The sequence below is a fragment of the Opitutus sp. genome (genome assembly GCA_024998815.1).
Classification (GTDB): domain Bacteria; phylum Verrucomicrobiota; class Verrucomicrobiia; order Opitutales; family Opitutaceae; genus Rariglobus.
Genome location: JACEUQ010000001.1, coordinates 957198 through 971605, shown reverse-complemented (window position 1 = coordinate 971605; position 14408 = coordinate 957198). Strand labels below are relative to the sequence as shown.

At 62.4% G+C, this 14408-nt stretch carries 14 protein-coding genes; 6 read left to right on the top strand and 8 right to left on the bottom strand.

Features of this window, described 5'->3' with window-relative positions; translation table 11 throughout:
• Window positions 1-152: 152 nt before the first annotated feature.
• The 4 genes from H2170_04205 to H2170_04190 all read right to left on the bottom strand — a co-directional run bounded on the left by H2170_04205 (window position 153) and on the right by H2170_04190 (window position 5224).
• Window positions 153-920: an ATP-binding protein gene (locus H2170_04205; protein MCS6299288.1), complete on the bottom strand. Its 768-nt coding sequence runs from the start codon at window positions 918-920 to the stop codon at window positions 153-155.
• Window positions 917-2383 carry an IS21 family transposase gene (locus H2170_04200; protein ID MCS6299287.1) on the bottom strand — a complete coding sequence of 489 codons (1467 nt, stop codon included), beginning with the start codon at window positions 2381-2383 and terminating at the stop codon, window positions 917-919. Before H2170_04200 ends, H2170_04205 begins: the two co-directional genes overlap by 4 nt.
• The gene (locus H2170_04195) at window positions 2380-2739 is read right to left on the bottom strand and encodes a hypothetical protein (GenBank protein ID MCS6299286.1); all 360 of its coding nucleotides are present in this window, start codon (window positions 2737-2739) and stop codon (window positions 2380-2382) included. The genes H2170_04200 and H2170_04195 overlap by 4 nt, the downstream gene beginning before the upstream one ends.
• Before the next feature lie 1096 nt (window positions 2740-3835).
• Complete coding sequence (locus H2170_04190; protein MCS6299285.1) at window positions 3836-5224, bottom strand: MFS transporter; 1389 nt, start codon at window positions 5222-5224, stop codon at window positions 3836-3838.
• A 201-nt stretch (window positions 5225-5425) separates the two neighbouring features.
• Here H2170_04190 and H2170_04185 point away from each other — a divergent pair, with 201 nt between their 5' ends.
• From H2170_04185 to proB, 4 genes are all read left to right on the top strand, one after another.
• On the top strand, window positions 5426-6160 hold the full coding sequence (locus H2170_04185) for a UMP kinase (protein MCS6299284.1): 735 nt from the start codon (window positions 5426-5428) through the stop codon (window positions 6158-6160).
• Window positions 6161-6219: 59 nt separating this feature from the next.
• Complete coding sequence (locus H2170_04180) at window positions 6220-6444, top strand: hypothetical protein (GenBank protein MCS6299283.1); 225 nt, start codon at window positions 6220-6222, stop codon at window positions 6442-6444.
• Window positions 6445-6534: 90 nt separating this feature from the next.
• Window positions 6535-7080 carry a ribosome recycling factor gene (gene frr, locus H2170_04175; protein MCS6299282.1) on the top strand — a complete coding sequence of 182 codons (546 nt, stop codon included), beginning with the start codon at window positions 6535-6537 and terminating at the stop codon, window positions 7078-7080.
• 84 nt (window positions 7081-7164) lie between these two features.
• Window positions 7165-8265 (top strand): glutamate 5-kinase, encoded by a 1101-nt coding sequence (gene proB, locus H2170_04170; protein ID MCS6299281.1) that lies wholly within the window; start codon window positions 7165-7167, stop codon window positions 8263-8265.
• A 133-nt stretch (window positions 8266-8398) separates the two neighbouring features.
• Here the strand turns inward: proB and H2170_04165 are convergent, their stop codons facing one another.
• Window positions 8399-9259 carry a helix-turn-helix transcriptional regulator gene (locus H2170_04165; GenBank protein ID MCS6299280.1) on the bottom strand — a complete coding sequence of 287 codons (861 nt, stop codon included), beginning with the start codon at window positions 9257-9259 and terminating at the stop codon, window positions 8399-8401.
• A 65-nt stretch (window positions 9260-9324) separates the two neighbouring features.
• Between H2170_04165 and H2170_04160 the strand changes: the two genes are divergently transcribed.
• Window positions 9325-9966: a ThuA domain-containing protein gene (locus tag H2170_04160; protein MCS6299279.1), complete on the top strand. Its 642-nt coding sequence runs from the start codon at window positions 9325-9327 to the stop codon at window positions 9964-9966.
• A 66-nt stretch (window positions 9967-10032) separates the two neighbouring features.
• Window positions 10033-11145, top strand: a complete 1113-nt coding sequence (locus H2170_04155; GenBank protein MCS6299278.1) for a Gfo/Idh/MocA family oxidoreductase — start codon at window positions 10033-10035, stop codon at window positions 11143-11145.
• Between the two features lie 98 nt (window positions 11146-11243).
• On the opposite strand, the gene cysK is transcribed toward H2170_04155, so the two are convergent.
• The 3 genes from cysK to H2170_04140 are packed head-to-tail and all read right to left on the bottom strand — an operon-like array spanning window position 11244 to window position 14407.
• A complete protein-coding gene (gene cysK, locus H2170_04150; protein ID MCS6299277.1) occupies window positions 11244-12194 on the bottom strand; it encodes a cysteine synthase A in 951 nt (316 codons plus the stop codon).
• Between the two features lie 24 nt (window positions 12195-12218).
• Window positions 12219-13451, bottom strand: a complete 1233-nt coding sequence (locus tag H2170_04145; GenBank protein ID MCS6299276.1) for an FAD-dependent oxidoreductase — start codon at window positions 13449-13451, stop codon at window positions 12219-12221.
• On the bottom strand, window positions 13448-14407 hold the full coding sequence (locus H2170_04140; GenBank protein ID MCS6299275.1) for an FAD-dependent oxidoreductase: 960 nt from the start codon (window positions 14405-14407) through the stop codon (window positions 13448-13450). Before H2170_04140 ends, H2170_04145 begins: the two co-directional genes overlap by 4 nt.
• Between the last annotated feature and the right edge of the window lies 1 nt (window position 14408).

Here is a 14408-nt window from a genome sequence, read left to right as displayed (position 1 = left end):
GTGGGGGGCTAATTGTGTTGAAGCAGGGACGCGCGAATTCGGTTTGAGGCGTGTGAGCGGCGGCGCGAACACCGTCTATTTCTGGCGGTTACAAAATCACCTGTCGTAAAAGCCGATGACCGGCCCCGCCAGGGGCCGATCATCAGGCCCGGTCAGCTTGCAGGTTCGTCGGCCAGGCGGTCTTTCATGCGGTAGGATTTGCCCTCGATGACGACGGTCTGGGCCCGGTGCAGTAGGCGGTCCAGGATCGCCGCGGTGATGCCAGCGTCGTTGTTAAAGATCCCTGCCCAGTGTTTGTAGGCCTTGTTGGTGGTGACGATCAGCGAGCCGCGTTCGTAGCGTTGGCTGACGATCTGGAAGAGCAGGTCGGCCCCCGACTTGTCGAGCGGCAGGTAGCCGACCTCATCGAGCACGAGCACCGCAGGGGTCATGTAACGCTTCAACTCGGCTTGCAACCGGTGCAGGGACTGGGCGGTGACCAAAGCGTTGATCGCGTCCACCGCCGTCGTAAACAGCACCGTGTAGCCCGCCTGGCACGCCGCGTAGCCCAACGCGCTCGCGAGATGTGTCTTCCCAAGCCCCACACCACCGCAAAACACCGCGTTGGTGCGCTCCTTGACAAAGCCCAGTTCGAAGAGGTGCCGCACCTGCGCTTCGTTCAACTCCTTGGGCCAGTCCCACTGGAACTGGTCGACGGTTTTCTTGACCGGGAAGCGCGCTGCCTGGATGCGCCGCTCCAGCGCCCGGATCTGGCGGTCCTGGGTCTCGGCCTGCACCAGTCGGCGTAAAAATTCGGCGTGCGAACAGCGCGCCTTGGCCGCCTCGGCCGTGAGTTCGCCGTGGTGGCGCAGCAGGTAACCGAGTTTCAGGTACTTGAGTTGATCTTTTAATAAATCGGTTTTTTCGGGTTCTGTTTTCATTGGGTATAGGGGCTTAAATCCGGGGGACGCAGTTCGAGTTCCAGTGCGGCCAACGCGTCGGCGCGGGTGAGGTGGATCGGCCCGGCTTGCGGCAAGGCCCGCGCGCGTTGTTCGAGCAAGTTGAGGATGTAATCGCTGGAGTAGGCGCCGAGTTCATGGGCGCTTTCGATCGCCCGGCCGACTGCCTCCGTTCCATACAGGGCCACCAAACCCACGATAGTCGCCAGGTGGTGTCCCGCGTTGAGCCGGCGCTCCTCCAGCCCCCGTTGGTAGGCGGGTGCCGCCGGGCTCAGTTCCAAAAACCGTAGCCGCAGGCGCTGCCGCGCCCCCTGCCGTTTGCGCTCCTCGAGTTCGCGCACATGCTCGGGGTTTTCCACATCGGCGCGGCGGGCAAAACTGCGGGCATGCTCGGCCACCAGGGTGCGGTCCGCATAAAACCTCACCTGCGCCCCCTCGATCTGCGCGGTGAGTAGCGCCCCGGCAAACTTCGTGGGCACCGAGTAGCGGTTCGTTTCGATACTCACCCGGCACCGCCGCGACGCCCGCACGCTTAAGGTGCGCACCGCCGGACTGGCCACCGGGTTAAGCGGCAGGAGCGCAGCGCGCTCCTCGGGCAGCCGGTCCACCGGCCGGCCCTGGGTTTCAGCGTGAACGCGCACGTTGGCCACCGTTTCCAGCCACAAGCTGGCGGCCGGCCCCAGCTCGGTAAACCCGTTCATCTGCCGCCCGCCAAGGAAGCTTTTTTTCACGTAACCCACCGCGTTTTCCACCATGCCCTTGGACTGCGGATGCCCCGGCCCGCACGCTTTTATCGTAAACCCGTAGTGCCGGGCAAAGTCCAGGTACTGGGCGTTGTACACCGGGTCGGTCCCGGGCACATGCGAGAGGACGGCCGTCTTGCAGTTGTCCACCATCACCTCGCGCGGCACCCCGCCGAGTTTTTCAAAGGCGCGCCGGTGACAGCCCAGCCACCACTCCTGGCCCTGCCCGAGGGTAAATTCCACATGCAGGAACCGGCTGTACCCCAAAACCATGACGAAAAAACTTAAAGCCCGCCGGGTGCCGTCCACCTCCACCGCGCCAAAACTGCCCCAGTCCACCTGCGCGGTCTGGCCGGGGGCAAACTTGAGGGTAAGAAACGCCTCCAGGTTCCTCGGCCGCACCCGCCGCACGTAGTCTTTCAAAATTGAATACCCGCCCGTGTACCCCCGCTCGCGCACCTTTTGCCAGAGCTGCATGGCGGTGAACGGATGGGCCTCCAGCCAGCGCGCGATCGCCGGCTTGTGCACGTCGAGCTTGCTTGGCCTAGGCACCTGCGCGGCCTGGCTGCGCACGTACTTTTCCTGCGCCTGCCAGCGCCTCACCGTCTGCACGTGCAACTGGAGCGAGCGGGCGATTTGCGGCGCACTGTGACCGGCCGCCTCCGCCTGTTTTATCCGGCAATACAGTTCGTAATCGATCACGCGCCCACCTCCCGGCTCGGCGGCGGCGTTGCCGCCAGCGTGTGCGTTGGCCTGCCCCGGTCCAAGGAGAGCACCTGGTAAAGTGGCGCGGCGTAGGCGATCACCCCGGCCTCGATTAACTGCCGGCGCGCCTCGACCAGGCCGTCCTCGCTGAGCGTGAGCAGCCGGGCCAGGGTGCGCGTGGCGTAGTAACTCAGCCCGTCGGCGTCGCCCACGGTGACCAGGACCAGATAGAGGCCCCAGGCGGGGGCACTGGCCCGCCCCAGGTAATTGCCCCGCACCAGCCGGTGGTCCAGCCAGCTAAACTGGGCCGGCGTGCGCCGGAGTTGTTCGCGATCGATCGGTTGTTTTTGCATAATCGGGCGGCTGGACGTCGATGCCCAGGATCACCCGCCCCCGGGATTGCAGGTGTCGCAGCATGGGTTCGAGGTCCTCTTGTAACGTCACTCCGGCGAACTGCGCGATAAGCCCCACGAGCACAGGGTTTTGCGACTCCCATCTGTCTTGTAACGGCACGCAGGGATTCGGTAACGCCACCTCGGCGACCGGCTCGGCTTTAGGCTGGTGCACAACGGATTGCGTAGTTGGGATGTCTTGTAACGCCACCCGCCGTCGCGGCCCCCTCCGCCTTGAGTACCCCGGATTGGCCTTCCGCCACTCCTGCACCCGTTGGACATTTTCTGGGCCTTTCCAGTGGTCGAGGTTCTCCGGCTTCGCCAACCATTTGGCCTGACTGGCCGCCCGGCTCGCCCGTCGGCATCCCGGCTTCCCGCAGTAGCGCTGACGCTCGCGGTTATGCGCGTCGGGCAGAAAGAAATCGACACAGTGCAAACACTTGCGTGAACCGGTTGGATGCATCGCTGTGCATCCGCCAAGCGTCCCGCCGGTTCAATCTCCACCCATTCGCACCCCTCATATCCCCAGCCGGACAGGGAAGAAAACCCACCCACGGAAGAAGAGTATTACTCTTTTTAAGGGGAAGAAGATCCACCGAAGAAGAAGTGCATTCCTAACCGCCAGAAATAGACGCTTTCCCGCTCGCCGCTCACAGAGGCGGAATGTTTAGCGTTTGGGCAAAGCCCCCTGCGCTCACGCGCAAGGCCACGAGGAGGGGGCATTCAGGTGGTGGCCTTGAGCGTGAGCTCAGGGATGCGGGTGGGGCAAAACACCCTGCGCTCACGCGCAAGGCCACGAGGAGAGGCATTCAGGTGGTGGGTTTGAGCGTGAGCTCAGGGATGCGGGTGGGCCAAAACACCCTGCGCTCACGCGCAAGGCCACCCGCTACGCGAACACAGTTCTTGTGGCCTTGAGCGTGAGCTCAGGGATGCCTTTTGGGGTAAGGGCACCCTGCGCTCACGCGCAAGGCTACGAGGCGTTTTTCCCGAGGTGTTAACTGGGGCGCATGCCGACTCCGCCCGAACTTAATGGGGGCGGTTTCGACCGACTTGTTTTTTAGCGGGGCGAGCCCGGGGTGGTGCGCTTTTGCGTTTTTACGAACATGTAGTCGGCTAGAAAACTAGCGCCGAAGATACTGCTAAGAGTGCGGATGTTGCGCATTGCACCCACGACGCTGGACAGAGGGCTGGCCGAGGATTCGCGTACTCGGATGAGCAGGAGGCAGGCGAGCAGGGACAGTACAGGGGTGAAGAAAAAAACACGGTGATAAACGTCAATGGCCGGAGTGTTACCAGACAGCGCCCATTGGAGGATTTTGCCTCCAAGGATCGGGCCGCTGGCGGTGAGCAGGGAGGCGACGGCAATGTTGACGCTAATGGCCAGGGTTTTGGCCTGGGCGGGAATGATTTTAAGTTGGAGGTTAAAAAGGCTGAGGGTGAAGCCCGCTCCCATTACCCCACCAAAAACCCACATCGGGTAAAGAATCCAGTGGTTGGCGGGCGTAACGATGCACCACAGAAAGTTTTGGGCCTGCCAGAGAATCATGCAGAAAAGCATCACCGGTTTATTGCCAAAGCGATCGGCCAACTTGCCCCATGCGGTCGCTGAAACCGCTCCGCCAACGCTGGCCACGATAACGATGGTGCTGACCTGCTGCACAGAAAGCTTTAGATCCTCGTACATAAAAATGGATACGAACGGGCCGAACAAACTGGCTGCAAACCCCCATGCCGCGCCGTAGGCGATGAACCACAGGCAGGGTTTGGTTTGGAGTAAAACTGCCAGTTGCTCACGCCAGCTTAGACTCGTCCGAGGGTGACTGTGAAGGGGTGTTTCCGTTGTTGTTTTCCATTGGTACCACGCCGATAACAGCCGCAATAGGCTGCTGACGATGAGGATAGATTGGAATGCGAGGATCGAGTTGCCGAGTCGGTTGATGAGCCAACCGGTGATGAGGAGGAAGGAAATCTGCGAGAACTGGGCGAGGCGATTGCGTAACCCAAAGTATTTGCCGAGAAGCCCTTGGGGCACCCACTCGCGGATCCATGAAATCCAGCTCACTCCGGCCATGGCGGTCAGGGCGGCGGAGATCATATAAAGGGTAATCCACCATTTCCCGCTAATCTCGGGCTTATCGATGGGTAGGAATGGCATCAGTGCGGCCATCGTGAGCCAGCACAGGGCTTGCAAAGAAACCGTGGCAACGGAGATGGTTTTCGTCGAATAGGACCGGCTGATTAGCGGCATCAAAAACACCTGGGCAAAGTTGGCCAAAAACGGGAGTGCTGAGATCAACCCATAAACCGCGGGAGGCAGTTTGAAGAGCGACACCAGCAGCGCAGCGACGATGAAATTCCCGGGTTGCAGCAAATAGCAGAACGGGGTTGCGACCAATGCATCATACGTGCAGTAGCGCAAATTTTGGCGAATGGGCGAATTAGGCATGGGGGCGGGGACTGGGGGCGTCGCGGTTATCCCTAAACCCGAGTCCGAAAGAATAGAAGACAATACCTGCACCTTTTACTTTGTGGGTGAGGCGCCCGGGTCGGGTTAACCGACTAGGGCTTGCGAGCACCATCGGGTAGGGATGCAGCTAATTCATCTCGCGCATTGACGCCGAGTTTACCGAAACCTTTCCTCTGCCCTATGAGTGACAAAGCGGCCAAGCCCAAGACCAAGTATAAACGCATCGTGCTCAAACTGAGCGGCGAAGTCCTGAGCGGGAAATCCAGCAACCCGATCGACGCAGGCGTTCTCGAGCGCATCTGCTCCCAGGTTAAGGAAATCCATGAAAAAGGGGTGCAGGTTTGTGTGGTCATCGGCGGCGGTAACATTTTCCGTGGCCTGCAGGGCGAGCAGCGTGGGGTGGATCGTACCACGGGCGATTACATGGGAATGCTCGCCACGGTGATTAACTCATTGGCGCTGATGGATTGCTTGGAAAAAATGGGTGTCTCTACCCGTGTTCAAAGCGCGATTCCCATGAACCAGGTTGCCGAGCCGTTCATTCTTCGTCGCGCCATGCGCCACCTTGAAAAGGGCCGCGTGGTGATCTTCGCCGCCGGTACCGGCAATCCCTATTTCTCAACCGACACCACGGCCGCCCTGCGCGCCTCCGAGATGCACGCCGACATCATCATGAAGGCCACCAAGGTTGACGGCATTTACGACAAGGACCCCAAGAAGCACCCTGATGCCGTCAAGTACGACGAGATCACCTTCATCGACGCCCTGCGCCAGCGCCTCAACGTCATGGATTCGACCGCGTTCTCCCTTTGTTTGGACAACAACGTCCCGATCCTCGTGTTCGACTTGAACGACCCGCACGCCATTGAAAAAGCCGTCACTGGTCAAAAGGTCGGTACTCTCGTTCACGGTTAAGCTGTGTAGCTGGTCCCCTCCGTTCCACTCATCGAGTCGCCCTCCCCACTCAATATACCATGCCCTTGTCCGCCAATGAAGACCGTGAGCGGCTCAAGGCATGGGTGGTCGGTTTGACGATGGCGTGCCCCTTCGATCAATCCAACCCGCCTGATTGTCCGCTGTGCTTGATTCGCACCAAACCGCTGATCGAGCGCTTGCACTGGGTGGAGTCGTTGGAGCACGAACAGCTCCGGGTGATCGTGACCACGCACATCCTTTGCCTCGCGCAAAAAGAGGTCTAGGCGCCCCACATCTTCCCCAAAATTCCTGACCCGCTCGCTGCGCGCTTGCCGGCGGCCTGAGCTTCTTTTACCGCTTTAATTTTTAACGTTATGTCTCAATCGATCCTCTCCGACACCCAGCTCAAGATGAAGAAGGCCGTGGACCACACGCTCCACGAGTTTGCCAATATCCATACCGGCAAGGCCTCGCCCTCCATGGTGGAAAACATCATGGTCGAGTCCTACGGCACGATGATGCGCATCAAAGACTGCGCCGCCATCTCCACCCCCGATGCTCGCCAGATCGTCATCCAGCCCTGGGACAAGGGGCTCACCCAAGCCATTTCCAAGGCCATCATGATTGCCAACCTCGGCTTTAACCCAGCTGTCGATGGTCAACTGGTGCGTATTCCCTTGGCGGATATGAGCCGCGAACGCCGCCTAGAATTCGTGAAGGTTGCCAACCGCCTGGCCGAGGAAGGCCGCGTTCATGTGCGCAACGCCCGTCGCGACTGCCTTGAGGCCCTCAAAAAAGCCAAGCTTCCGGAAGACGAGGCCAAGCGTACCGAAAAGGAGATTCAGACGCTCACCGACAAGTCTATCGAAGAGGTAAATAAGAACCTCGCCGCCAAGGAAAAAGACCTGCTTACGGTCTAATCCTGCCCGCCCACCGGGTTCATGTGACTCATCCTCGCACCGGTACACTCAGTCGCATCCTCGTCATCATCCCCCCGCGCTCACGTGAAAACCACCGCGCCCCACCGCGTCATCATCAAACTGGGCACCGGTGTGCTCACTTCCGGCATTGGCCAGTTGAATACCGCGCGCATTGCCGCACTGGCGGCGGGGGTGGCGTTACTGCGCGCTTCCGGCACCGAGGTCATCGTCGTCTCCTCCGGCGCGGTCGGTCTGGGAATGGGCCGGCTTGGCCTTAAAAAGAAACCCGCCGACGTATCCAAAAAGCAGGCCTGCGCCGCCATTGGCCAGTCGCTGCTCATGCAAACTTGGCAGCGTGGTTTTGATCCCCACGGCCTCACCGCCGCCCAGGTTTTGCTCACCCACGAAGACCTGCGCAGCCGTGACCGCCACCTTGGCGTTAAAGCCTGTCTTGAGGAGCTCATCGCCTACGGAACCATTCCGGTCATCAATGAAAACGACACGGTCAGCGCCGCCGAAATCAAGTTCGGCGACAACGACACGCTTTCGGCGATGGTAGCCAGTCTCACGGGGGCGCAGCACCTTTTAATCCTCTCCACCGCCCCCGGTTTGATCGACATGAAGGGCACGGGGAAAATCGTCCCCGTGGTCGCAAAGATCACCCCCGAGATCGAGGCAATGGCGGGCGGCACCACCGATGTGACCGCCACCGGCGGCATGATCTCCAAAATCTCAGCCGCCAAGATCGCCCTGCGCGCCGGCTGCGGGGTGTTTATCGCCAGTGGCGCCGAGCCCGATATCATCTCGCGGCTGCTCGGCGGCACCGGCCCCGGGACTTTTTTTGTACCGAGCGGTATTCCGCTCGAAGCCAAGAAACGCTGGCTCGCCTATTTCCAGCGCCCCACCGGAAACATCACGGTGAAGGCTGACGCTGTCCCCATTTTGCGCGATCAGGGACGCAGCCTTTTGGCCATTGGGGTAACGGGAGCCAAAGGCGCTTTTGCCGAAGGCGACATCGTTAACATCCTCGGCCCCGACGGTAAAATCCTCGCTCGTGGTGTGTCGGCTTTTGCCGATCACGAAGTCAACGCCATCGCTGGCCACAGCAGCGACGAATTGAAGCCGCGTTTCCCTGGCCGTAAGCGCCTCGAAGTCGTGCATCGTGACAACCTCGTGCTGCTCTGACGGGGACACTAGGCAGTAACATTCAAGGTGGCGGGTTGAGCTCTGACGTAGCGCGGCGCTTCAGCCCGCAGGTTTATTGAATTCCTTCCAGACTCGCCGAGGCGGGCTGAAGCATCGCACTACTTTCGATCCCTCACGCCTGACGCTGGGAACGCAGGGCGTAGATTTTGCGGTAGTCGCTCGGCGGACGCCCCTGCTCCAGCCGGAACCGTCGCGAGAAATATAACTCGTCCTCGAACCCCACCGCCGCAGCTATTTCCCGAATCGGACGGGTCGTCTCTGCTAGCAGCCTGCATGCCTCGCGCATCCGCAGCTCCTGCAAGTACCGCGCCGGCGGCTTGTCCATTATCTCGGCCCAGCGCCGCCGAAAGGTCGCCCGCGACAGCCCGTGCCGACTCGCCAGCGCGTCGAAATCCACCGGACCGGCGAACTCCCGCCGCACCTCGCCCAGCAGTCGGCCCAGTGGCGTATCACCTGAATTGTCCGCATCGACGTCGAGCAGCGTCTCCAATACCAGCCGTTCGCACACTCGATCGACGCGATCGACCACCGCCTCCGGATTAGCCGAATCCGCCAGAGCCCCATATTCGGCGATCAGTGCCTGCACCCGGCCGAGATCCTGGATCGGCCAAACCGGGCGCGCCGTATCGACTAATCCGGACGCCATAAAGCGCGGCCGCAACTCCCGTCCGTAGATAATATAAAACTCGTCCCACGTCTCATCCTGTAGGTTCGGCCCGTACTCCAACTGCTCGCCGGGCCACTGCGTAATCACACACGGCGCCACCACCTCCCACGATCGGCCGAGCCGGTTAAATAGCCCGTGACCACGCAGGATTAGGGAGAAGTTACAGGTATCGAACACCGTACGAACCCAGTGATCTTTCTGGTTAACCAAATTGGCGGAAGCGACCGGATAGGGCGACGGGAAGCGTCGCGTATAACCCAGCCAGTGCTTGATCCTAAAATCCATGTTATTGAAAACGCCGTCCATTCACCAACGGCGCAAATCCAAGTATGGTCGATAGGTAGTTTGAATCAACCCTTCACCTTAAAACCATGAAACGAGCACTCTTTCTCTGCGGCGGCTGGGCCGGTCACAAACCGGAGCAAATCGTCCATCTCTTCAGTTCCGCCCTCGCTGCCAAGGGTTTCTCCACCGTCATCGAGACGTCGCTGGACATCCTCGCCGATACGGCGCGGCTGCAGGACTTCGCGGTGATTTTCCCGTGCTGGACGATGGGCGCGTTGACCAAAGAACAAAGCGCCGGGCTGCGCGCTGCGGTCCACGCCGGCGTGGGGTTGGCCGGCATCCATGGCGGCATGGGCGACGCCTTCCGGGGTGACCTCGACTACGAGTGGATGGTCGGCGGACATTTTTTGGGGCACCCGCATGTCGGCGACTACGTGGTCAACCTGCGCTCGCTGTCGAGCCCGCTCACGGCCGGACTGCCGGCGTCGTTCGCCTACCATTCCGAGCAATATTATATGATGGTGGACCCGGCGATCGAGGTGCTGGCCGACACCGTTTACACCTACCAAGGCCGGTCCTGCACGATGCCCGTCGCCTGGGTCAAACACTGGGGCAAGGGCCGGGTGTTTTATCACGCCCTGGGCCACGAGCCGGAGGAATTCACCAAATACCCCTTCGTCCATGACCTCACCGTGCGCGGCCTACTGTGGGCGGCCGGTGATCTTTGACCGCACCGCGTGGATAAACCCAACCCAGCGCCCTAACTCGCTCTCCCCACCTTCACCCTGAACATCATGAGCCAAATCGAAAAAACCTTCGCCGTCGGCATTATCGGCTGCGGGACCATCTCCCAGGCCTACTTCACTGCCTGCAAACGCTTTCCCTTTTTGCGGGTCAGCGCCTGCGCCGACCTGAACTTTGCCGCCGCCGAAATCAAGGCCCAAGAGCACGGCTGCCGGGCGCTTTCCGTGGAGGCGCTGCTGGCCGACCCCGAAATCGCCATCGTCGTCAACCTCACCATTCCCCGGGTCCATGCCGAAATTGACCTGCGGATCATCGCCTCCGGTAAACACGTTTTTAGCGAAAAACCCTTTGCCCTGACCCGCGCCGAGGGCGAGGCGGTGGTGGCCGCCGCCGCTGCAGCCGGCCTGCGCGTAGGCTGCGCGCCCGACACCTGCCTCGGCGCGGCGATACAGACCGCCCGCAAAGTAATCGACGACGGCGAAATCGGCACTCCGCTTTCCTTCCAGGCTAACATGATTTGCGGCGGCCACGAGCACTGGCACCCGTCACCGGAATTTTATTACCAACGCGGGGGCGGCCCGATGTTCGACATGGGCCCTTATTACCTGCACGCCCTGATCACCCTGCTCGGCCCGGTGAAACGCGTCGCCGGCCTCACTCGGGCCAGCTTCCCGTCGCGCACCATCACCAGCGCGCCAAAACGCGGCACGGTCGTCCCGGTGGAAGTGCCCACGCACATCGTTTCGTTGCTGGAATTTCACAACGGGGTGATCGGCCAGTTAACCACCTCCTTTGACGTCAAACACGGCCACGCCTCACCGAATATCGAAATCTACGGTTCGGCTGGCTCGCTCTCGGTGCCGGACCCGAACGGCACCGGCGGTATCCCTAAGTTGAAGACGGCGCGGTTCGCCGACTGGGTTTCGCTGCGTCACACCCACCCGTATGCCGAGGGCTCGCGCGGGGTCGGCGTGGCGGACATGGCCCGCGCGATCGCCCAAGGGCGGCCGCACCGCGCCAACGACGCCATCGCCCTGCACGCGTTGGACATCATGCAGGCGATTCACGAGTCGAGTGACGCGGGCCACCACATCCTCCTCACCACCACCTGCCAGCGCCCCGAAGCGATGCGCGCCGACTTGCCCGACTGGGTGCTGGAATAACTTGTGCGACGCGCGTGTCGCTTTGGGCGCCAAATCGCACGGATTGGTTGCTTAAGCCCGGACTCCGCGCAGCCCAATCCTGTTGGTTTCAAATTGGCTTAAACCGCAACCTCGAGGCGCGCCTTGTCGGCCAAGACGGTCGACAGGTAGCGCTCACCGCAGCTGCACCCCACGGTCACGATCACCTTTCCGGCAAACTCCGATCTTCTGGCAACTTGCAGTGCCGCCCAGACGTTGGTGCCGGTCGAAATCCCTCCCAAAATACCGTCCTTGAGCGCCAATTCACGGGCCGTTTCCAGCGCCTGGTCGTCACTCACCGTGATCACCTCGTCGATGATCGCGGTATTGCAGTTTTTGGGGATAAAGCCCGCGCCAATCCCTTGAATCAAATGCCGCCCCGGCTTGCCTCCGGATAACACTGGGCTGGCGGCCGGTTCCACCGCGATGCTGCGCAGATTGCAGCGCGTTTTCAGCACCTCGGAAACTCCGGTAATCGTGCCACCGGTGCCCACCCCAGCCACGAAGGCGTCGATCTTGCCGCCGGTGGCCGCCCAGATTTCTTCAGCCGTGGTGCGCCGGTGGGCCTCGGGGTTGGCCGGGTTCTCGAATTGCTGCGGGATGAACCCGCGGCCGCCGTGCTGCGCCAGCAGTTCTTCGGCCTTGCGGATCGCCCCGGGCATGCCCTCGGTTCCCGGCGTCAGTACGATCTCCGCTCCCAACATGCGCAGCAGCACGCGCCGCTCAAGCGACATCGTCTCCGGCATGGTGAGGATCAACTTGTAGCCGCGTTGCGAACACACGAAGGCCAGCGCGATGCCGGTGTTGCCCGACGTAGGCTCGATGACCACCGTGCCCGCCGTGAGTTTCCCCTCGCGCTCGGCCGCCTCGATCATCGCCCGGCCGATGCGGTCCTTCACGCTCCCCAGCGGGTTGAAAAACTCCGCCTTCAAATAAATCGTCGCGGGCAAACCGGCGGCGATGCGGTTGAGTTTGATCAACGGGGTCTGGCCGATGGTGGCAACGATGTCGGGGTAAAGGGCTGCGGACATGAGCCGACTCAAAGCGGCACGCGCCTAGGCGGGCAAGATAATCGCATCCGCAGTCGCCCGGCCGCTCTGCATCGCGCCCTGAATCGAAGCGGTGTCACGGTGATCCCCGCACACCCAGACTCCGGGGTGAACGGGCCGCGCCAGCTCGCTCACCAGCGGCAAACGCACCGGCAAAGCGTGGCGTACGCGCACCGTTTTTAACACCCGCCACTCCTTCACCTGCTTGCCCCACCACGCGGTCAATTCGGTCTGCACCTGCGTGGCCAGAGCCTCGTCGTTTTCCTCAGCCGCGCCGAGGATTGAAACCGCCAGCAGGGCCTTGCCGGCAGGAGCGTAATCGGGGGCAACATCACTCATCACCGCCACGTGGTTAACTCGTCCGCCGGCCTGGCCGTTGAGCTGTAACGTCGCTTCGTTCACCGGGCTGTGCGGCGCCTGAAAATAGACCGTCACCGTCGAGCGCCAGGCCGGTGCCGTGACTTCGGGCAAAAGGGCCGCAGCGCCCGCGCCATCCGTGGCGATCACGACGTGGGCCGCGCGCAGGTGTTCGCCCGAGACTAACCGCACGCCGTCCGGCGCGATTGAGGCCACCGGCGTATTCAGTCGCACCGTACCGGCGGACAGTCCCGCCGCCAGTTGATCCGGGATTGCCTGCATGCCTCGGCTGGGCACCGCCGCGTCGCCCTCGGCCAGCATGCGGAACACAAACTCCATCATCCGGCTGGACGTCGTCAGCTCGCGTTCCAGGAAAATCCCGCCCAGCCAGGGGCGCAAAAACCGCTCGATCATGTCCGCCCCAAAGCCGTGCGCCTGCAGCGCGGCGAGGGTCGTCGTTTCGGGGCGTTGCAACACCTCCGCCAGCGAGCCCCGGCGGGCGCGGCTGCGCAGGGTGGCGATGCGCAGCTTGTCGAAGAGCGAACCCACCGGCGCGCGCAGCGTCGCCCAGAGGTGCTCAGGTTGCCGGAACGGGTCGGCAACCCGGTGTAAACCCGTCGCCGTTTGCACCCGCGCCCCGGGGTTAAACGCGCGCAGATCTAGCGCCGCGTAATCGAGCCAGCGCCGGGCCTCGGGATATGCCGTGAGCAAAACCTGAAAGCCGCGATCGAGCCGAAATCCCTCGACCACGTCGGTGCGCACGCGCCCGCCGACCGCCTCGGCCGCTTCAAGGATCACGCAGGTGCGCCCGGCCTGTTGCAGTCGGCGGGCACAGGTCAGCCCCGCCAGACCTGCGCCCACGATGATGACCTCGTTGCTCATGACGCCGACTGGGGGTGCTGCGCCACCATTTGGGCCAACGCCAAGGCCGACATCGCCGCGCCTTCGATTTTGGGGCCGCCAAACCCGTCGCCCGCAAAGCCAAGTCCGAGCTCGGGCAACCACACGCAGCGCTCGGGGTGCGTGGTTTTGGGCTCGCTGAATTTCCACCGGTGCAGGGTCGTGGACACCACCGCAGCGCCCAACCAGCGCTCGACCTCCGGCAGCAGCAGCGCGGCGATTTCCGCCTCGGGACGCCCGTAGTTTTCCGCCGAAAACTCCGCCGATGCGTGAATCGTGACCGCCCCAGGCGCGTTTTGCGTGAGGCCTTTTTTAACGTTATCGGCCAGCCAACGCACCGGGCCTTCGGTCAGCGCAACGCCATCGGCCGGCACCGCGCTGGGGCCCGCCAGCATCACCAGCAACGCCAGGCACGGGTGGTAACTGATCGCCTCCAATGCGGGGGCGACCGACTCCGGCAGACGGACGCCGCCCGCCGCCAACACGGCCAGCGCTTGCGGAACGGGGCAGGTGAACAACACCCGTTCGGCGTGCAGCAGCGGCTGGTTTTCTATCTCCAGCTCCCAGTGGCCGTTCGCCGTGCGCCGTGCCGCAGTGACTTTGTGCTCGCGCAACAGCGTCAGCCCCTCGGCCAGCGCCTTGGGCACGGCGGTCATCGACGGGCGTCCCACCCAGCGGCGATGCGGCGAGGCCGGCCAGTTGTTTACCCAGCCCTGCTGCTGCCAGCCCGCGACCACGGCGGCAAAGTCCGGCTCGCGCGCCGTGAAAAACTGCGCGCCGGAGTCAAAGCTCGCCTCGCCCACGCGTTTGGTGGCCATGCGCCCGCCAAAGCCCCGGCTTTTCTCAACCCCGACGACGTACGCGCCCGCCGCGGCGAGCCCGCGTGCGAGCAACAAACCGGCGATTCCTGCGCCAATGACAACCGTGGGGTGATTCATG